19 protein-coding genes and 2 pseudogenes are annotated in these 17,947 nt (G+C 61.1%); 3 read left to right on the plus strand and 18 right to left on the minus strand.

All coding sequences use genetic code 11. From position 1 onward, the window contains the following. Window positions 1-113: 113 nt before the first annotated feature. From MUM_RS1000000134950 to ubiE, 11 genes and pseudogenes are all read right to left on the minus strand, one after another. Entirely contained in the window at window positions 114-986 is an 873-nt protein-coding gene (locus MUM_RS1000000134950) for a methyl-accepting chemotaxis protein (RefSeq protein ID WP_371317246.1), read from the minus strand. Next, window positions 972-2,030 (minus strand): annotated as a pseudogene (locus MUM_RS1000000134955) (methyl-accepting chemotaxis protein); the annotation flags it as partial. The pseudogene MUM_RS1000000134955 and the gene MUM_RS1000000134950, both read right to left, overlap by 15 nt. Window positions 2,031-2,125: 95 nt before the next feature. Further along, window positions 2,126-2,833: a 16S rRNA (uracil(1498)-N(3))-methyltransferase gene (locus MUM_RS0108975; RefSeq protein WP_010169166.1), complete on the minus strand. Its 708-nt coding sequence runs from the start codon at window positions 2,831-2,833 to the stop codon at window positions 2,126-2,128. Continuing rightward, window positions 2,830-3,621, minus strand: coding sequence for a twin-arginine translocase subunit TatC (tatC, locus tag MUM_RS0108980; protein ID WP_003209295.1), 792 nt, complete (start codon window positions 3,619-3,621; stop codon window positions 2,830-2,832). Before tatC ends, MUM_RS0108975 begins: the two co-directional genes overlap by 4 nt. Further along, window positions 3,618-4,064, minus strand: a complete 447-nt coding sequence (gene tatB / locus MUM_RS0108985; RefSeq protein WP_010169170.1) for a Sec-independent protein translocase protein TatB — start codon at window positions 4,062-4,064, stop codon at window positions 3,618-3,620. Before tatB ends, tatC begins: the two co-directional genes overlap by 4 nt. 10 nt (window positions 4,065-4,074) lie before the next feature. Next, on the minus strand, window positions 4,075-4,353 hold the full coding sequence (locus MUM_RS0108990; protein ID WP_003209298.1) for a twin-arginine translocase TatA/TatE family subunit: 279 nt from the start codon (window positions 4,351-4,353) through the stop codon (window positions 4,075-4,077). Window positions 4,354-4,378: 25 nt separating this feature from the next. Beyond that, window positions 4,379-4,711 carry a phosphoribosyl-ATP diphosphatase gene (locus MUM_RS0108995; protein ID WP_003209299.1) on the minus strand — a complete coding sequence of 111 codons (333 nt, stop codon included), beginning with the start codon at window positions 4,709-4,711 and terminating at the stop codon, window positions 4,379-4,381. Between the two features lie 2 nt (window positions 4,712-4,713). Further along, window positions 4,714-5,106: a phosphoribosyl-AMP cyclohydrolase gene (hisI, locus tag MUM_RS0109000; protein ID WP_010169173.1), complete on the minus strand. Its 393-nt coding sequence runs from the start codon at window positions 5,104-5,106 to the stop codon at window positions 4,714-4,716. Between the two features lie 41 nt (window positions 5,107-5,147). After that, entirely contained in the window at window positions 5,148-6,752 is a 1,605-nt protein-coding gene (gene ubiB, locus MUM_RS0109005; RefSeq protein ID WP_010169175.1) for a ubiquinone biosynthesis regulatory protein kinase UbiB, read from the minus strand. Then, window positions 6,749-7,372 carry a ubiquinone biosynthesis accessory factor UbiJ gene (locus MUM_RS0109010; RefSeq protein WP_010169178.1) on the minus strand — a complete coding sequence of 208 codons (624 nt, stop codon included), beginning with the start codon at window positions 7,370-7,372 and terminating at the stop codon, window positions 6,749-6,751. The genes ubiB and MUM_RS0109010 overlap by 4 nt, the downstream gene beginning before the upstream one ends. Next, window positions 7,372-8,142, minus strand: a complete 771-nt coding sequence (ubiE, locus tag MUM_RS0109015; RefSeq protein ID WP_003209306.1) for a bifunctional demethylmenaquinone methyltransferase/2-methoxy-6-polyprenyl-1,4-benzoquinol methylase UbiE — start codon at window positions 8,140-8,142, stop codon at window positions 7,372-7,374. Before ubiE ends, MUM_RS0109010 begins: the two co-directional genes overlap by 1 nt. 143 nt (window positions 8,143-8,285) lie before the next feature. Here ubiE and MUM_RS0109020 point away from each other — a divergent pair, with 143 nt between their 5' ends. From MUM_RS0109020 to MUM_RS0109030, 3 genes and pseudogenes are all read left to right on the plus strand, one after another. Continuing rightward, window positions 8,286-8,561, plus strand: a complete 276-nt coding sequence (locus MUM_RS0109020; protein ID WP_010169180.1) for a polyhydroxyalkanoic acid system family protein — start codon at window positions 8,286-8,288, stop codon at window positions 8,559-8,561. 105 nt (window positions 8,562-8,666) lie between these two features. Continuing rightward, window positions 8,667-9,089, plus strand: a complete 423-nt coding sequence (locus MUM_RS0109025; RefSeq protein WP_010169181.1) for a phasin family protein — start codon at window positions 8,667-8,669, stop codon at window positions 9,087-9,089. Between the two features lie 12 nt (window positions 9,090-9,101). Then, a pseudogene (locus tag MUM_RS0109030) lies at window positions 9,102-9,977 on the plus strand (phasin family protein); the annotation flags it as partial. A 243-nt stretch (window positions 9,978-10,220) separates the two neighbouring features. Here the strand turns inward: MUM_RS0109030 and MUM_RS0109035 are convergent. From MUM_RS0109035 to hslV, 7 genes are all read right to left on the minus strand, one after another. After that, the gene (locus tag MUM_RS0109035; RefSeq protein ID WP_010169183.1) at window positions 10,221-10,841 is read right to left on the minus strand and encodes a TetR/AcrR family transcriptional regulator; all 621 of its coding nucleotides are present in this window, start codon (window positions 10,839-10,841) and stop codon (window positions 10,221-10,223) included. A 27-nt stretch (window positions 10,842-10,868) separates the two neighbouring features. Next, complete coding sequence (phaC, locus tag MUM_RS0109040) at window positions 10,869-12,551, minus strand: class II poly(R)-hydroxyalkanoic acid synthase (protein ID WP_010169184.1); 1,683 nt, start codon at window positions 12,549-12,551, stop codon at window positions 10,869-10,871. A gap of 101 nt (window positions 12,552-12,652) precedes the next feature. Further along, window positions 12,653-13,498 (minus strand): poly(3-hydroxyalkanoate) depolymerase, encoded by an 846-nt coding sequence (gene phaZ / locus MUM_RS0109045; RefSeq protein WP_010169185.1) that lies wholly within the window; start codon window positions 13,496-13,498, stop codon window positions 12,653-12,655. A 152-nt stretch (window positions 13,499-13,650) separates the two neighbouring features. After that, complete coding sequence (gene phaC, locus MUM_RS0109050) at window positions 13,651-15,330, minus strand: class II poly(R)-hydroxyalkanoic acid synthase (protein ID WP_010169186.1); 1,680 nt, start codon at window positions 15,328-15,330, stop codon at window positions 13,651-13,653. A 249-nt stretch (window positions 15,331-15,579) separates the two neighbouring features. Beyond that, the gene (locus MUM_RS0109055; RefSeq protein WP_003209319.1) at window positions 15,580-15,957 is read right to left on the minus strand and encodes a gamma-butyrobetaine hydroxylase-like domain-containing protein; all 378 of its coding nucleotides are present in this window, start codon (window positions 15,955-15,957) and stop codon (window positions 15,580-15,582) included. Window positions 15,958-16,001: 44 nt separating this feature from the next. Next, on the minus strand, window positions 16,002-17,339 hold the full coding sequence (gene hslU, locus MUM_RS0109060) for an ATP-dependent protease ATPase subunit HslU (RefSeq protein WP_010169189.1): 1,338 nt from the start codon (window positions 17,337-17,339) through the stop codon (window positions 16,002-16,004). A 38-nt stretch (window positions 17,340-17,377) separates the two neighbouring features. Continuing rightward, window positions 17,378-17,908, minus strand: coding sequence for an ATP-dependent protease subunit HslV (gene hslV, locus MUM_RS0109065; RefSeq protein ID WP_003209323.1), 531 nt, complete (start codon window positions 17,906-17,908; stop codon window positions 17,378-17,380). Window positions 17,909-17,947: the final 39 nt, after the last annotated feature.

The raw sequence follows: 17,947 nt of genomic DNA on the forward strand, positions 1-17,947 counted from the left end.
GAATTGAAACGCTACTTTTATTCGGCGCCAGGTGTGTCATTCACGACCTGAAAAGCGCGTAGGAAATTTCACAAGTTGTCATGGCGGCGGCCCTGATGGCCGCCGCGACAGGGTCAGACCTTGAAGCGGCCCACCAGGGTTTGCAGGTAAATCCCCAGTCGGGCCAGTTCCGCGCTGGAAGCGGCGGTCTCTTCGCTGGCCGCCGAGGTTTGTTCGGAAACGTCCCGCACGTTGAGCACGCTGCGGTTGATCTCTTCGGCCACGGCACTTTGTTGTTCGGCCGCGGTGGCGATCTGCTGGTTCATCGCCTGGATCGTCGAAACGGTGCGGGTGATGTTCTCCAGGGCGTTGCCGGCCCGGCGAGTCAGCTCGACGCTGCTGTCGGTGAGGTTGCGGCTGTTGTCCATGATGGTCGCCACCTGCTGGGTGCCGCTTTGCAGGCCGACGATCAGCTCTTCGATTTCCTCGGTGGACTTTTGCGTGCGCTGGGCCAGGCTGCGCACTTCGTCGGCGACCACCGCAAAACCGCGCCCGGCTTCACCGGCACGCGCCGCTTCAATCGCTGCGTTGAGGGCCAGCAGGTTGGTTTGCTGGGCCACGGACTTGATCACGTCCAGCACACTGCCAATCTTGTCGCTCTCGCGCTTGAGGTGGCCCATGGCCTCGGTGGAGTTGCCCACCTCGCTGGCCAGGCGCTCGATCTGGGCGATGGCCTCACCGACCACCTTGTCGCCTTCACGGGCCTGCTGGTCGGCGGCTACGGCGGCCTCGGAGGCTTCTTCGGCATTACGGGCGACTTCCTGCACAGTGGCGGCCATTTCGTTCATGGCGGTGGCCACCTGGTCGGTCTCGACCTTCTGGCTGTTCACCCCGGCGCTGGTCTGCTCGGTGACGGCCGACAGTTGCTCGGCAGCACTGGCGATCTGGGTGACGCCGTCGCTGATACCGCCGATCAGTTCCCGCAGGCCTACGGTCATGCTCTGCATGGACCGCTGCAACTGGCCCAGTTCGTCCTGGCGCTGGGAGATCAGGTTGTGGCTCAGGTCGCCGGACGCCACGCGCTCGGCGACTTTGAGGGTCTGGTTCAGGGGGATGACAATCTGCCGGGTGATGGCCCAGGCGGCGAGGATGCCGAAGGCCAGTGCCAGGGCCGTGGCCAGCAGCAACAGGTTCTTGGCGTGGGCGGTGTCGGTGTCACGCACCACGGTTTGCGAGGTGGTAAGTTTGTTGCTGCGGTCGAGCAGGATATCGCCTTGCTCGGCCATGATTTTCGTCGCGGCAGCGCTGGCCACCTGGGAATCGCGGTACTGGCTGACGGCGGCACGGTAGGCCTGCAACGAAACGCTGGCCTCTTGCAGGTTGGCCCGGTATTGCTCAGGCAACGTGTCGTTGAGCTCGGTGATTTTTTTCAGGGCGTTGTCGATGGCGTCCAGGGCCGGCTGTTCGGCTTCGACCTTGCCACTGTAGGTGTAGCCGCGCACCTGGAAGCGCGCCTGCTGGATCAGCTTGCTCAAGTCGACCACGCTGTTGAACAGGATGACGCTGTCGCCTTGCAGCAGGGATTTCTCCACTTCGTTGATTTTTGCCACGGCGTTGTCGGCGGTATCCCCCAGTTTGCTGCGGGCGCCTTCACGCTTGAGACCGGCCTGCACCATGGAGCCAAAGGCTTTCTTGTACTGGTTCAGGGCGTCCTGTTGTTGTTCCACGACGAGCTTGTCGTCGGGTTGCTCGATCAGTTCTGCGGCGTTTTTCAGGCCACTGTCCAGTTGTGTGATCAGGTCGTTGACGGCGCCCGTACCTTGTTCGCCCCGCCGCATTTCGAAGTCCAGGCGCGCCAGGCGCAAGTCCTTGGACAACCCGTTGAGGCTCGAAATATAGCCCAGCTTGTCGCCGCGGCTGATCACACCACTCAGGCCCGTCCAGCCGGTAAAGGTGATCAGCAGGGTCAGTATCAATACCAGGCCAAAGCCTATGCCCAGCTTGCGGTTGACGCTTACATTCCCCAGTTTCTCGGCTAACCAACGATACATGCTGCGAACTCCCCTGGAACAAGGCTTGGACTTATTCAGAAGCTATCGGCAGGTTCGGATGTTTCTGTAGGACGGGTGTTTTTGTGGCGAGGGATTTAGAAGAGTCTTGAGAGCAGCGCGGTGACGGCAGTTTCGACCCTCAGGATGCGCGCGCCGAGTTGCACCGGCTGCAAACCGGCCTTGGCCAGCAGATCCACCTCGTAGGGAATCCAGCCGCCTTCCGGCCCGATGGCCAGCGTGACCGGCTCATCCAGGCCACGAGGGCAGGGCGGGTAGTCACCCGGGTGGCCGACCAGGCCGAGGGTGTCTTGCGCCAGGGCAGGCAGGCGGTCTTCGACGAACGGCTTGAAGCGCTTTTCGATCACGATCTCGGGAAGCACCGTGTCCCGGGACTGTTCCAGACCGAGGATCAACTGCTCGCGAATCGCTTCCGGCTCCAGGAAGGGCGTCTGCCAGAAACTCTTTTCCACGCGATAGCTGTTCACCAGCACCACCCGTGGCACACCCATGGACGCCACCGTCTGCAGCACCCGGCGCAGCATCTTCGGGCGGGGCAGGGCCAGCAGCAGGGTCAGGGGCAGTTTGGCCGGCGGCGGCTGGTCGAAGGTCACTTCGAGCTCGGCCTCCCGAGCCTCCAGTCGCAGCAACCGAGCGTTGCCCATCAAGCCGCCAATACGCCCGACCCGCAGGCTGTCGCCTACCGCGGCACGGTGGACTTCCTGCATATGCACCAGGCGCCGGTCACGCAGCACCACCCGGTCGGCCGCGACAAAGTCGGCCTCCTCAAGCAGCAGCAGGTTCACGGCTGGGTCGCTGGCGGCTGGTCGTCGTCGGCGGGCTGGTCATCCGGGTGATCACCACGCTTGCTCACCAGGCTGCCAAACAGGATGCCAATTTCGAACAGCATCCACATCGGCACGGCCAGCAACGTCTGCGAGAAGATGTCCGGCGGGGTCAGGATCATGCCGACCACGAAGCAGCCGATGATCACGTACGGGCGGATCTTCTTCAGGTATTTGACGTCGACCACGCCGATCCACACCAGCAGCACCACGGCCACCGGGATTTCGAACGCTACGCCAAAGGCGAAGAACAGCGTCATCACGAAGTCGAGGTAGCTGGTGATGTCGGTCATCATCTCCACGCCGGCCGGCGTAGCAGCGGCGAAGAATTTGAAGATCAGCGGGAACACCAGGAAGTAGGCGAAGGCCATGCCGGTGTAGAACAGCAGGATGCTCGACACCAGCAGCGGCACGGCGATGCGTTTCTCATGCTTGTACAGGCCCGGCGCGATAAAGCCCCAGATCTGGTGCAGGATCACCGGGATCGCCAGGAACAGCGAAACCATCATCGTCAGCTTCAACGGCGTGAGGAAGGGTGACGACACGTCGGTGGCGATCATCGTCGCGCCGGCCGGCAAGTAGTTGCGCAGCGGCGTGGAGACAAAGGTGTAGATCTGCTGGGTGAAGGCAAACAGCCCGGCAAAGATGATGAAGATCGCCGCGACACAACGCAGCAGGCGGGTGCGCAACTCGGTGAGGTGCGAGACCAGTGGCATGTGCTGGTCGGTTTCCGGTTTATCAGCGCTCATGGGGCTCGCGGCGGCAATGTAGGGTCGTGGGGAGCGGGCGACACGGCAGGCGTCGGCGCGGGTTCGGTCGGGGTCACGGGCGCGGCGGGCGCAGGCTCGGCGGCGTGCACGGGTTCGGCGACCGGTGCAGGCGCAGGCGTGGCAGGCGGTGCAATCGAGTGCTCGGCCACAGGTTCGACCGGCTTGGGCGTTTCCTGCACCGGCGAGAGAATCTTCCGTGCCTCCTGCTCCAACGACAGAATGTGTTCGTTGTGCAGTTGCCGGCGAATTTCGTCGGCGCCGATTTCCCGTTCAACTTCCTGTTTGATGGCGTTGAAACTGCGTTTCAGGCGCCCGATCCACAGGCCGGCCGTGCGCGCGGCACCGGGCAGGCGTTCCGGCCCCAGTACCAGCAGGGCCACGAGGCCGACGAGCAGCAGTTCAGAGAAGCTGATACCAAACATTATTCAGTACTCACGAGTCTTTTTGGTTCTGCTCTTTGACGTGCTCGGCCTGTACGTCGAAGGTGCGACGTTCAGTGATCGGCTGAGTGGCCTGCGGGTGTACAGGCTGCGCCGGTGGCACCGGGTTGACGGCAGGGTCGGCAGGCTTCTCGTCGTCGTTCATGGCCTTGCGAAAGCCCTTGATCGATTCACCGACGTCGGTGCCGAGGTTTTTCAGTTTCTTGGTGCCGAACACCAGCACAACGACCACAAGAATGACGATCCAGTGTTTCCAGTCAAAAATGCCCATGCTGCAATTCCTCTGTAATAGTTGGTCAGGCGGACGGGCGCGAGGCCTTTTCGGCATGCCCGGACAAGCCGAAGCGACGGTCCAGTTCATCAAGCACTGCCTGTGGATGCTGCCCCAGTTGGGCGAGCATGACCAGACTGTGGAACCACAAGTCGGCAGTTTCGTAGATCACGTCGCTGCAGTCGCCGCTGATTTGCGCGTCCTTGGCAGCAATAATCGTCTCGACGGATTCTTCGCCGAGTTTTTCCAGAATCTTGTTCAGACCCTTGTGGTACAGGCTGGCGACATAGGAGCTGTCGGCGTCCGCGCCTTTGCGGTCTTCCAGCACCTGGGCCACGCGGTTGAGGGTATCGCTCATGTTCAGTGTCCTGCCGAGTAAATGGCGTGCGGGTCTTTGAGCACAGGCTCGACGGTCTTCCACTCGCCGTTTTCGAACACGCGGTAGAAGCAGCTGTGACGGCCGGTGTGACAGGCGATATCGCCGATCTGCTCGACCTTGAGGATGACCACATCGGCGTCGCAGTCGATGCGCATCTCATGCAGGGTTTGCACGTGCCCGGACTCTTCGCCCTTGCGCCACAGTTTGCCACGGGAACGTGACCAGTAAATGGCGCGGTTCTCGGCGGCGGTCAGGCTCAGGGCCTCGCGGTTCATCCAGGCCATCATCAGCACGCGCCCGGTCTTGTAGTCCTGGGCAATGGCCGGCACCAGGCCGTCACTGTCCCACTTGATCTCGTCCAGCCAGTCTTTCATTTTCGGCTCCGGCAATTTGCGACAGTGTATAACCGGATTGGCTATCGACGCACGATCAGATACACGCCCACGGCGACCATAATGCCGGCCGGCCAATGGCCCAGTTCATTCAGCGGCCCGCCGGCGGCCAGTATCGTGCCGCCCACCAGGTGCGCGGCGCCCAGCAGGCGCAGGAACCAGTCGTCCTTGCGCTTGTGCCATGGCGGCGCGGGGTCCTTGGCATGGGGCTGGGACATGCGCTCCAGCAGGTCGCGGGTCATGTTGGCCAGGTGCGGCAGTTGCTCGACCTGGCTTTGCAGGTTGCCCAGCAGGGTTTTCGGGCTGACGCGTTCACGCATCCAGCGCTCAAGGAATGGCTGGGCGGTGTTCCACAGGTCGAGGTCCGGGTAGAGCTGGCGGCCCAGGCCTTCGATGTTCAGCAGGGTCTTTTGCAACAGTACTAATTGTGGCTGCACTTCCATATTGAAGCGCCGCGCCGTCTGGAACAGACGCATCAGCACCTGACCGAAGGAAATATCTTTTAACGGTTTTTCAAAGATCGGTTCGCACACGGTGCGGATCGCCGCTTCGAATTCGTTGAGTTTGGTTTCTGCCGGCACCCAGCCCGAATCGATGTGCAACTGCGCCACGCGGCGGTAGTCACGCTTGAAGAAGGCGAACAGATTGCGCGCCAGGTAGTCCTGGTCTTCGGGGGTCAGGCTGCCGACGATGCCGCAGTCGATCGCAATGTACTGCGGGCTCCACGGGTTCACGGTGCTGACGAAGATATTGCCGGGGTGCATGTCGGCGTGGAAGAAGCTGTCGCGGAACACCTGGGTGAAGAAGATTTCCACACCGCGCTCGGCGAGCATTTTCATGTCGGTGCGCTGGTCGGCCAGGGTCGCGAGGTCGGTGACCTGTACGCCATAGATGCGCTCCATCACCAGCACTTTCGGGCGGCACCAGTCCCAATAGACTTGCGGCACATACAGCAACGGCGAGCCTTCGAAGTTACGCTTGAGCTGGCTGGCGTTGGCCGCTTCGCGCAGCAGGTCGAGTTCGTCGTAGATGGTTTTTTCGTAGTCCAGCACCACGTCCACCGGGTGCAGCAGGCGCGCATCGGCCGAGAAACGCTCGGCGGCGCGGGCGAGGATGAACAGCCACGCCAGGTCCTGGCCGATGATCGGCTTGAGGCCCGGGCGGATGACCTTCACCACCACTTCTTCGCCGCTTTTGAGCTGCGCGGCATGCACCTGGGCCACCGAGGCCGAAGCCAACGGCGCAATGTCAAAGCGGCTGAACACTTCACTGATCTTCTTGCCGAGCTGCTCTTCAATCAGCGTGACCGCCAGTTGCGAGTCAAACGGCGGGACGCGGTCCTGCAACAGCATCAGTTCGTCGGCGATGTCTTCGGGCAACAGGTCGCGGCGGGTGGAGAGGATCTGCCCGAACTTGATGAAGATCGGCCCCAGGTCCTGCAATGCCAGGCGCAAGCGGGCGCCACGGCTCAGGTCGAGGGTTTTGCGCGGGAACCAGCGCCACGGCAGCACATAGCGCACCGCCAGCAGAAACCACGGCAGCGGCAGGGCGAACAGCAGGTCATCGAGGCGGTAGCGGATTACGACGCGCTGGATACGAAACAAACGGCGGACGGCGAGCAGCTTCATGCGTTATCGCTTGAATTCAGGGAGCGGCTCAGGCGCTCGAAGCGCGCCTCAAGTCGTTCCAGGTCGAGTTTGGCCTGGTCGAGTTCACGAAAGCGCGCTTCCGCTTCCCGTTGTCCGACCAGGGTGCGCGATTCTTCGCTCAGGTATTCGGCGAGGTTCTGGTTCAGGCTGGCGAAGCCCTGCTGGTACCAGCGCGTCCGGCTGCGCAGGTGACCGCTGATCAGTTGGGTGGCCACCGGGCCGAGCCAACGGGACAGCTCATATTCCCAATCCAGTTCCAGGTCTTGCAGCACCGCCGCCAGGTCCATCAGCACTGTGCTGTCGCCTGTGAGCGTAACGTCCGGGCCGTGGAGGATCGCTGTTTTGTCCCGGCTCAGGGCCAGGCGCAGCAGGCTGGAGCCGGAAGCACGCAGGGTGCAGTCGGCGTCGGCGGCCCAGTGGGTCGCCAGCAACAGGCCTTCATCGCTGGACAGGATAAACAGCTGCAAGGCCGGGCTGGTGCAATCCACGGCGATGATCTTGCCGTTCAGGTGTGCCAGCCGCGCCAGGGCGGTGCTGTCCAGGCGCAAAACACGGTTGAGGCCGTGTTCAACGCTGGCGAGAAGGCCTGCGAACAACATCAGGGCTTGATGCCGCGGTGCAGGGCGACGATGCCCGAGGTCATGTTGTGGTAGGTCACGCGGTCGAAACCGGCTTCCACCATCATCGACTTCAGGGTTTCCTGGTTGGGGTGCATGCGGATCGATTCAGCCAGGTAACGGTAGCTTTCGGCGTCATTGGTGATCAGCTTGCCCATCAACGGCATGAAGGCGAACGAGTAGGTGTCGTAGACCTTGGACATCAGCGCGTTGGTCGGCTTGGAGAACTCCAGCACCAGCAGGCGACCGCCGGGCTTGAGTACGCGCAACATGGAGCGCAGCGCGTCTTCCTTGTGGGTCACGTTACGCAGGCCGAAGGCGATGGTCACGCAGTCGAAATGGTTGTCAGGGAACGGCAGCTTTTCAGCGTCGGCCTGGACGAACTCGATGTTGCCCGCCACGCCTTTGTCCAGCAGGCGATCACGACCGACCTTGAGCATCGAGCCGTTGATGTCGGCCAATACCACCTGGCCGGTCGGGCCCACCAGCTTGGAGAACTTGGCGGCCAGGTCGCCCGTGCCGCCGGCAATATCCAGCACGCGGTTGCCGGTACGTACGCCCGACAACTCGATGGTGAAGCGCTTCCACAGGCGGTGCATGCCGCCGGACAGCACGTCGTTCATCAAGTCGTACTTGGCGGCTACCGAGTGGAACACCTCGGCGACTTTTTCGGCTTTCTGGCTTTCCGGGACGTTCTTGAAGCCGAAGTGAGTGGTGGGTTCGGCATCGCTGCCTTTGCGCTGATCAGTCATATCGCTGTCACCAAAAGAGAATGGGGGCATTCTAATCCCCAAGGCATGCTTTGTCTTGGCAAGGCTGAAGGTAAGATAGGTGGCCACCGAGACCTTTTGCCGCATGGCGGGTCGACAAGTCCCTATAACGAGGAGTCATTCAAATGGCCCGCATACAGGTTGAACGTGCCCACACACTGGGCAAGGACGCTGCCCGCGAAAAAGCCGACAAGTTGGCGAGCAAACTCAAGGAGCAATATGGCCTGGAGTCTTCGTGGGTCGGCGACACACTGAATCTCAAACGCTCGGGAGTTAAAGGCACCGTGAAAGTGGCTGAAGATTCCCTGCGCATCGACGTGGAACTGGGACTGTTGATGTCGGCCATGAGTGGCACCATCAAGTCCGAAATCGAGAAGGCGCTGGATAAAGCCCTGGCCTGATTTCCGGTCTTCTTAGGGTGCCGATTCTAATTTTTCTGCCTACTTTGTGCCCAAGCCCTCAACTTCTGTGGGCAGTTCCTCCCCCCTTTATGCGTGAGGTGCACCATGGCCAAAGTTATTTTGAAGAAAAAAATTGCTACCGGAACTAACGCCCTGATCGACGTTAAATCCTATGCCCGCAAGATCTGGCTGGCCGGTTTGGGGGCTTATGCCAAGGTCGGCAGCGAGGGCGCCGAGTACTTCAAGGAACTCGTTAAGACCGGTCAACATATTGAAAGTAAAGGCAAAAAAGTTGTGATTGAACAACTTGATGCGGCCAACAGTCAGATTGATCAAGTCAAGAGCGAAGTCTTCGGCGTCAAAGGTAGAGTCGAAGTGCAACTGGATAAAGTTGAAAGAGCTTTTGATAGTCGTGTTGGAAGTGCCTTGAATCGGATCGGCATTCCGTCTAAACATGACGTGGAGACACTCTCTGCTAAGCTCGATGAGCTGACGGCATTGCTCGAACGTGTCGCGCGTAAACACTAAGGAGACAACGGGATGGCTGTTAAAAAGACTACTGATAAAGAAGGCAGCTCGTGGATCGGGGAAGTTGAAAAATACTCCCGCAAGATCTGGCTGGCTGGTTTAGGCGTGTACTCGAAGGTGAGCAGTGACGGCGGCAAATACTTCGAGACTTTGGTTAAAGACGGCGAGAAGGCCGAGAAGTTGACCAAGAGCACAGTGGGTAAACAAGTCGATGCGGCAAAGGCTTCCGCCGGTTCTGCCAAATCACGTATCAGCGACAAGTGGGGCGAACTGGAAGGGGCTTTTGACAAGCGCCTGAACAGTGCCATTTCGCGACTGGGCGTGCCTAGCCGTACTGAAGTGAAAGCGCTGCACAGCAAGGTCGATACATTGACCCGGCAAATCGAAAAACTCACCGGCGTTAAAGCGGCGCCCGTTGTGGCTAAAACTGCAGCGGCCAAACCGGCTGCCAAGCCAGCCGCGAAAACGGCTGCTGCCAAGCCTGCTGCAAAAACCGCCGCCAAACCTCTGGTCAAGGCCGCCGCCAAACCGGCCGCCAAGCCAGCGGCCAAAGCGCCTGCCAAAGCTGCCGCAAAACCGGCGGCCAAGCCAGCGGCTAAAACCGCAGCGGCTAAACCGGCCGCCAAGCCTGCCGCTAAACCAGTGGCCGCTAAAACAGCTGCAAAACCTGCGGCTAAACCCGCAGCCAAGCCGGCAGCAAAAGCAGCAGCCAAACCGGCCGCCAAGCCTGCAGCCAAGCCCGCGGCGAAAACCGCAGCCGCTAAACCTGCTGCAGCGAAGCCTGCTGCCAAGCCAGCTGCTGCGAAACCTGCAGCCAAGCCGGTTGCCGCCAAACCTGCGGCTGCAAAACCTGTAGCGGCCAAGCCTGCTGCAAAACCGGCCGCGGCGAAGAAGCCTGCCGTAGCCAAAAAACCAGCAGCGCCAAAGCCAGCGGTCGCGGCCAAGCCTGCAACCCCGGCACCGGCGACCAACTCGGTCACTCCACCGACGCCTGCTGCTGCAACCCCGACTGCAACGCCGGCAACCCCGACGCCTACCAGTCAGTCCTGATTTTTACGGGACACAAAAAAGCCCGGCCTGCGAAGGTCGGGCTTTTTTATTGATGGGGTCTACAGAGCGACACATAGCCATTTAGTCCGCGTCGTCCAGGTACCTGAGCGCCAAACGCTCCGTTGCCTGCCTCGCCGGCATCAGCAAGTGCGGCGCCACCAGCATCATGATCTGGTACACCACCACCCGCACTTCACCTTCACGGTCTAGAATCCGTTGGTAGTCCAGGGAAAACAGCAGGGTCATGGTGATCTGTTCCACCAACTGCCCCAATGCCTGGGTATCACTGACCAATTGCCCATCCGTCTTTAGCCGGGCCAGCAACGAGGCCAGCGTGCGCTTGAGCGCTGTCAGCAGGTTGCGAATGCCCTTGGCCAGTTTCGGCAAGCGTCCCGCCAGGTTCGACAAGTCCTGGAACAGAAACCGATAGTGCGCCATGCGCTCCACGATCAGGTGCAGGAACAGCCAGTAATCCTCGGCCGCCAGTTGAGCGTCTTCAGGCGGGTCGAGCAACGGCGCCAACTCGGCCTGGAAACGCTCGAACAGCCCGAGCACCAGCGGCTCCTTGCCATGGAAGTGGTAATAGAGATTGCCCGGGCTGATCCCCATTTCATTGGCCACCTCCATGGTCGACACGTTCGGCTCGCCCTTGTGGTTGAACAACTGCAAGGCACATTCAAGGATACGGTCGCGGGTCTTCATCCAGTCTTCTTAAAATCGTCGTTGGGCTCAGCGGACCCGCACATACGTGCCCGGCGCCGCTTCCATCGGTGGGTAATTCTGGTTGCCCAGGGCGGTCAGGGTTTCGCGCTGCACCCCGGAACGTTGCTGGATCCACGCCAGCCAATTGGGCCACCAGCTGCCTTCGACGTGATTGGCGTCGTAGTACCAGGCGCGCGGGTCGCTGCTCAGCTTGAGGTTTTCGACGTAGTTGGCCTTGGGGTTGCCCGGCGGGTTGAGGATGCTCTGGATATGCCCGCTGTTGGACAGAATGAAGCGCTTGTCGCCGCCCAGCAGTTGGGTGGAGCGGTACACCGCATCCCACGGCGTGATGTGGTCGTTGATCCCGCCCACGCTGAAGCTGTCCACCGTGACCTTCTGCAAGTCGACGGGTGTGCCGCAGACTTCCAGGCCACCGGGGTGGCTCAGCGGGTTGTGTTTGAAGAAGTCCAGCAAGTCGCCATGCAGCGCGGCGGGCAGGCGGGTGTTGTCGTTGTTCCAGTACAGGATGTCGAACGCCGGCGGTTCCTTGCCCAGCAGGTAGTTGTTGATCCAGTAATTCCAGATCAGGTCATTGGGGCGCATCCAGGCGAACACTTTGGCCATGTCCCGGCCGTCGAGTACGCCTTGCTGATACGAGCGGCGCTTGGCGGCTTCCAGGGTCTGTTCGTCGGCGAAGAGGGTGGCGGGGCTGTCGATCTGGCTGTCCAGCAGGCTCACCAGGTAGCTGGCGCTCGAGACGCGGCGCAGCTGACGCTTGGCCTGTAGATGGCCTTGCAGCGCGGCGATGGTCAGGCCTCCGGCGCAGGCGCCCATCAGGTTGACCTCGCGGGCGCCGGTGATTGCGCGGCACACGTTCAGCGCTTCTTCCAGGGCGGCGACGTAGGTGGAGAGGCCCCACTCCCGATGCCGTACGTCCGGGTTGCGCCAGCTGACCATAAACACCTGCAGGCCATTTTTCAGGGCGAACTGGACAAAGCTGTTGTTCGGGCTCAGGTCGAAAATGTAGTACTTGTTGATTTGCGGCGGCACCACCAGCAGCGGCTTGGCGTACTGTTTTTCGCTCATGGGCTTGTACTGGATCAACTCCAGCAGCTCATTGCGAAACACCACCGAGCCGGGCGTGGTGGCTACCGTCTTGCCGACTTCAAAGGCTTGCTTGGTGACCTGGCGCGGCAGGCCATTGTTGTGCAGCAGGTCGTCGAACAGGTTGCTGACGCCACGCACCACGCTGTTGCCGCCGGAGTTGAGCAGCTCCTTGATTGCCAGCGGATTGAGCAACGTGTTGGACGGGGACACCGCATCGTTGAGCAGGGCAAAGGCAAAGTGCGCCCGTGCCCGGTCGTCGGGGCTGAGGTTGCTGTCGTCGATCCAGTGGCGGGTTTGTTTTTGCCAGCTCAAGTAGGCTTGCAGGCTGCGCCGATAAAACGGGTTGAGCTGCCAGGTCGGGTCGGCGAAGCGGCTGTCGGCCGGGTTCGGCTCGTGCACCGTTTCCCCCAGCAACACGCGGCCCAATTGCCCGCCCAGCTTCAGGGCGTGACGGGCGGTGTGCACCGGGTTGCGCAGGCCGTGTGCGGCGACGCTGCGCAGGGTCGACAGCAGATCCCGGCCGCGCAGGCCGGTGATCGCACTTTCAATATTGATGAACGCGGCGGGTGTGGGCACCGGGTTCGATACGGGTCTTTCTCGCATGCGCCAACACTCCTTCGTCAAGCCATCAACAAGCACGCCAATTCAGAACCATAGTCGGTTCTGGCCAAGTTGCGCGGTGCGGTCGTCCTGACCGCCACCGTCTAAAGCGCGGGTTGCGGGTGAATCACCGCCCGCAGGCGTTCCTCCTGGAGAAACTTCATGATGATCGGCGCCACGGCCTCGGCCCGGGTAATCAGGAACAGATGACCGTCGTCGATGATGTGCAGTTGGGCGTTGGGAATGCGCCACGCCAGCATGCGCATGTTGACCAGCGGGATCAGCGGGTCGTCATCGCCGGCCAGCACCAGGGTCGGCTGCTTGATCTTGTGCAGCCAGTGGATGCTGGTCCAGCCAAGCCCGGCGAACAGTTGCCAGTAGTAACCCAGCTTGCCCGCCGAACGCACTTTGCTGGCGTGTTCGGCGGCCAGTTTCGAATCCCGGCGGAAGGAGCCGCCGTAGATCATCGGCGCAATGCGCACCACGTGGGACGGCTGGATATAGCGCCTGGGGCTGGCCATCAACCACAAGACTTTGGGTTTGCCCGGCACCATGAAGGCACCGGCGGCGGTGGCGGCGAGAATCAGCTTCTTGCAGCGCTCCGGGTAGTCATACGCAAACTGCTGCGCCAGTGCCCCGCCCCAGGAAACGCCTACCGCGTTGACCTGGCCATAGTCCAAGTAATCGAGCATGCGTGCGGTGAGCTTGGCCAGGCCAGGGAAACGATAAGGCCGGCTGGGCGTCGACGAACCGCCGACCCCCGGCACATCAAAGGCAATCACTTCCAGGTCCGGGTCCAGGGCCTGGACGAACGGAAACACCAGCTCAAGGTTGGCGCCGATGCCGTTGAAAATCAGCAGCGGCGTCAAGTGAGGCTTGCCCGGGCGTACCGCCGTGCGGATGGCTTGGCCATCCAGGTCGATGGTACGGAAGATGAACGGTTGCGGCATGCTCGTACCCTGTGAAATGGCGCTATTTCCCTGCCGGAAAACGGTCAGTGTGGGAGCTGGCTTGCCTGCGATGCAGACACCGCGGTGTATCTGGCACGCCGAGTTGATGCCATCGCAGGCAAGCCAGCTCCTACAGTAGATCCCGTTCCAGCCTACCTTTCGTGTACGTAAGTGCCCGGCGCCGCTTCAGCCGCTGCGTACGCTTTATTGCCCAGTGCGGTCGGCGCCTTTTTCAGCTTGCCCGACCGCTCCGCCTGCCACGCCTGCCAGTGCAGCCACCATGAATCAGTGTGCTTGGTGGCATTTTCCTGCCAATCCAGCGCTTTGCCCGGCATCGTATCGCTGGTCTGGTAGCGCGACTTGGGGTTGCCCGGCGGATTCAGGATGCTCTGGATATGCCCGCTGCTGGACAGTACGAACTCCACCTTGCCACCAAACAGCTGTGCCGACTTGTAGCAGGACTGCCACGGCGTGATGTGGTCGTTGGTGCCGGCCAGGGAGTAGATATCGGCGGTCACCTGCTTCAGGTCGATCGGCGTGCCGCACACTTCCAGGGCATTGGCGCGCACCAGCGGGTTGTTCTTGAACAGCTCGATCAGGTCGCCATGGAATGCGGCGGGCAGACGGGTGGTGTCGTTGTTCCAGAACAGGATGTCGAACACCGGCGGCTCGTTGCCCAGCAGGTAGTTGTTGACCCAGTAATTCCAGATCAGGTCATTGGGGCGCATCCAGGCAAACACCTTGGCCATGTCGCGGCCTTCCAGCACGCCGGCCTGGTAGGAGTGGCGCTTGGCCGCCTCCAGGGTCTGCTCGTCGACGAACAGCGCCACCTGGGTGTCCAGGGTGGTGTCCAGCACGCTCACCAGCAGGGTCAGGGCGTTGACCTTCTTCTCGCCCAGCGCCGCGTAGTGGCCCAGCAGCGCGGTGCAGGTGATGCCGCCGGAGCAGGCGCCGAGCATGTTGATGTCTTTACTGCCGGTGATCGCCGTCACCACATCCACCGCTTCTTTGAGCGCCTCGATATAAGTCGACAGGCCCCACTCGCGCTGGGCCTTGGTCGGGTTGCGCCAGCTGACGATAAACGTCTGCTGGTTATTGCGCAGGCAGAAGCGCGCCAGGCTCTTGTCCGGGCTCAGGTCGAATACATAGAACTTGTTGATCTGCGGCGGTACCACCAGCAGCGGGCGTTCGTGCACCTGTTCGGTGATCGGCCGGTACTGGATCAGCTCCAGCACGTCGTTGCGAAACACCACGGCGCCTTCGGTGGTGCCCAGGCTTTTGCCCACTTCAAAGGCGCCCATGTTGACCTGGCTCGGCATGCCGCCGTTGTGCACCATGTCTTTGGCCAGGTGTGACAGGCCATCCAGCAGGCTTTTGCCACCGGTCTCGAAGAAGCGTTTGACCGCCGCCGGGTTGGCCGCGCTGTTGGTGGGTGCCATGGCTTCGGTCATCAGGTTGATGACGAAGTGGCCGCGGCTGATGTCGTGTTCCGACAGGTTGCTGTCGGCGATCCAGTCGTGCAGCTCCTTGCGCCACGCCAGGTAGGTTTGCAGGTAACGTTTGTAGAGCGGGTTCTGGGTCCACGCCGGGTCGTTGAAACGACGGTCGTCGCTCTCGGGTGTCAGCTGTGATTTGCCGAACACCACGTTTTTCAATTCGACGCCAAAATGCGCGACGTGCTTGACGCTGTGCAACGGTTGTTTGATGGCCTGGGTCAGCACCATCCGAGCGGATGCCAGTAAATCCTTTTTCCGTAACGCGATGATCGGGTTCAGCCCCAGGGTGTTTTCCGAGGCCTGGCGTTTCAAGTCATCGTTGTTCTTGTTACTCATCTACGACGCTCCATTGTCCGACAGACGAGTACCGGGTACCGCTGTGTACCACTACTTGCCACACAGCACAGCCTGGTACTACTGCTCGGGTGACCGTTAATACCGCATCGTCAAATGCAGGGAACTTGCCAGTTCCATTGGTTACCCGAGTTTAATTTTTTTCGCAAGCGGGCCAATCGTTGGCCACGACAGAGGGGCATTCAAGCAGATGGAATTAGAAAATGCCCACTAATGAGCAAAAGGCCTGAGCTAGAGCATCAGCCGCACGACCGACTGGCTCGGGTCGCGGGTTTTTCCGGCGGCTTTCAGCTCGGCAAGATAGTCAGCCCACAGCGCGTCCTGACGCACGGCAAGTTGATAGAGGTAGTCCCAGGTGAACAATCCGCTGTCATGGCCGTCGTCGAAGGTCAATTTCAGTGCGTATTGGCCGGCGGGTTCGATCTTGGTCAAACCGACATTGAGCTTGCCGAATTGCAGGATCGGCTTGCCGTGGCCCTGGACCTCGGCGGAAGGGGAGTGCACCCGCAGGAATTCGGCGGGCAGCTGATAGACCTCGTCGGGACCGTAGGTAAGGCCCAGGGTCCTGGAGGCTTTGTGCAGGTTGATGGCGGTAGGTAGTTTGGTCATGACGGGATCCGAGCAGATCATGCAGGAGCCCGGCTTCACATGACCTACAGGATATAACGAGACAGATCTTCGTTCTGCGCCAATTCGCCCAAGTGGCTGTTGACGTAGTCGGCGTCGATCTTGATCGCCTCGCCGTTCTGCGCGCCCGCCATGTCGCCGGCACTGAAGGACACTTCCTCCAGCAGGCGCTCAAGCAGGGTGTGCAGGCGACGGGCGCCGATGTTTTCGGTCTTCTCGTTGACCTGCCAGGCAATCTCCGCCAGACGCTTGATACCGTCCGGCAGGAACTCTATCCCCAGGCCTTCGGTTTTCAGCAGCTCGCGGTATTGCTCGGTCAGCGACGCATGCGGCTCGCTGAGGATGCGTTCGAAATCGCCCGGTGTCAGTGCTTTCAGCTCAACCCGAATCGGCAGACGGCCTTGCAGCTCCGGCACCAGGTCGCTTGGCTTGCTCAGGTGGAACGCACCGGAGGCGATAAACAGGATGTGGTCGGTCTTGACCATGCCCAGCTTGGTGTTCACCGTGCAGCCTTCGATCAGCGGCAGCAGGTCGCGCTGTACGCCCTCGCGGGACACATCGACCCCGCCGGAGTTACCGCGCTTGGCGACCTTGTCGATCTCGTCGATAAACACGATGCCGTGTTGCTCGACCGCCTCGAGGGCCTTGGCCTTGAGTTCTTCCTCGTTGACCAGACGCCCGGCCTCTTCGTCACGCACCAGTTTCAGCGCGTCCTTGACCTTGAGCTTGCGGCTTTTCTTTTTGCCCTTGCCCATGTTGGCGAACAGGTTCTGCAACTGGCTGGTCATTTCTTCCATGCCAGGCGGTGCGGAGATGTCGACACCGGAGACTTCGGCGACTTCGATTTCGATTTCCTTGTCATCCAGCTGGCCTTCACGCAGGCGCTTGCGGAACAGCTGACGGGTGTTGGAATCCGAGCTCGGCGCGGCGTCTTCGTTGAAGCCCATGCGTGCCGGTGGCAGCAGGGCGTCGAGGATGCGTTCTTCGGCAGCGTCTTCGGCACGATGGCTGACCTTGGTCATTTCCTGTTCGCGCAGCAGTTTCAGGGCGGCGTCGGCCAGGTCACGAATGATCGACTCGACGTCACGGCCTACATAGCCGACTTCGGTGAACTTGGTGGCTTCGACCTTGATGAACGGCGCGTTGGCCAGCTTGGCCAGGCGTCGGGCGATTTCGGTTTTACCGACACCGGTCGGGCCGATCATCAGAATGTTCTTGGGAGTTACTTCAACGCGCAATTCTTCGGGCAGTTGCATCCGGCGCCAGCGGTTACGGAGGGCGATGGCAACGGCGCGCTTGGCATCGTCCTGGCCGATGATATGGCGATTGAGTTCATGGACGATTTCGCGGGGAGTCATGGACATAGTAATTGGCGGTCCTCAAGCGGGAATAAGCCTGCGGCTTATTCGGCGAGGTCCTGCTCCTCAATGGTCAGGTTGTGGTTGGTGAAGACACAGATGTCGCCAGCGATACCCAGGGCAGTCTCGACGATTTCCCGGGCCGACAGGTCGGTTTTCTTCAGCAGTGCGCTGGCTGCGGCCTGGGCATAACCACCGCCGGAACCCATGGCGATCAAGCCTTCTTCGGGTTCTACCACGTCGCCGTTGCCGGTGATGATCAGGGAGGCGTCTTTGTTGGCAACGGCCAGCATGGCTTCCAGGCGGCTGAGGGAGCGGTCGGTGCGCCATTCTTTGGCGAGTTCGACGGCGGCACGGACCAGGTGGCCTTGGTGCTTCTCAAGTTGGCCTTCAAAGCGCTCGAACAGGGTAAAGGCGTCAGCGGTGGCGCCGGCAAAACCGGCGAGGACCTGGCCGTGGTACAGGCGACGGACTTTTTTCGCGTTGCCTTTCATCACGGTATTGCCAAGTGAAACCTGGCCGTCGCCGCCCATGACGACTTTGCCGTGGCGGCGAACTGAAACGATGGTGGTCAAGGGGAGAGTCTCCACGCTGCGGGGCGAAAATGCCCTGAT

The organism is Pseudomonas sp. PAMC 25886 (genome assembly GCF_000242655.1).
Lineage (GTDB): Bacteria > Pseudomonadota > Gammaproteobacteria > Pseudomonadales > Pseudomonadaceae > Aquipseudomonas.

Coding starts and splice junctions, on each gene's coding strand:
- MUM_RS1000000134950 (WP_371317246.1), bottom strand. CDS start 986: ATGCAGAGCATGACCGTAGGCCTGCGGGAACTGATCGGCGGTATCAGC.
- tatC (WP_003209295.1), bottom strand. CDS start 3,621: ATGAGCGCTGATAAACCGGAAACCGACCAGCACATGCCACTGGTCTCG.
- tatB (WP_010169170.1), bottom strand. CDS start 4,064: ATGTTTGGTATCAGCTTCTCTGAACTGCTGCTCGTCGGCCTCGTGGCC.
- MUM_RS0108990 (WP_003209298.1), bottom strand. CDS start 4,353: ATGGGCATTTTTGACTGGAAACACTGGATCGTCATTCTTGTGGTCGTT.
- MUM_RS0108995 (WP_003209299.1), bottom strand. CDS start 4,711: ATGAGCGATACCCTCAACCGCGTGGCCCAGGTGCTGGAAGACCGCAAA.
- hisI (WP_010169173.1), bottom strand. CDS start 5,106: ATGAAAGACTGGCTGGACGAGATCAAGTGGGACAGTGACGGCCTGGTG.
- ubiB (WP_010169175.1), bottom strand. CDS start 6,752: ATGAAGCTGCTCGCCGTCCGCCGTTTGTTTCGTATCCAGCGCGTCGTA.
- MUM_RS0109010 (WP_010169178.1), bottom strand. CDS start 7,372: ATGTTGTTCGCAGGCCTTCTCGCCAGCGTTGAACACGGCCTCAACCGT.
- ubiE (WP_003209306.1), bottom strand. CDS start 8,142: ATGACTGATCAGCGCAAAGGCAGCGATGCCGAACCCACCACTCACTTC.
- MUM_RS0109020 (WP_010169180.1), top strand. CDS start 8,286: ATGGCCCGCATACAGGTTGAACGTGCCCACACACTGGGCAAGGACGCT.
- MUM_RS0109025 (WP_010169181.1), top strand. CDS start 8,667: ATGGCCAAAGTTATTTTGAAGAAAAAAATTGCTACCGGAACTAACGCC.
- MUM_RS0109035 (WP_010169183.1), bottom strand. CDS start 10,841: ATGAAGACCCGCGACCGTATCCTTGAATGTGCCTTGCAGTTGTTCAAC.
- phaC (WP_010169184.1), bottom strand. CDS start 12,551: ATGCGAGAAAGACCCGTATCGAACCCGGTGCCCACACCCGCCGCGTTC.
- phaZ (WP_010169185.1), bottom strand. CDS start 13,498: ATGCCGCAACCGTTCATCTTCCGTACCATCGACCTGGATGGCCAAGCC.
- phaC (WP_010169186.1), bottom strand. CDS start 15,330: ATGAGTAACAAGAACAACGATGACTTGAAACGCCAGGCCTCGGAAAAC.
- MUM_RS0109055 (WP_003209319.1), bottom strand. CDS start 15,957: ATGACCAAACTACCTACCGCCATCAACCTGCACAAAGCCTCCAGGACC.
- hslU (WP_010169189.1), bottom strand. CDS start 17,339: ATGTCCATGACTCCCCGCGAAATCGTCCATGAACTCAATCGCCATATC.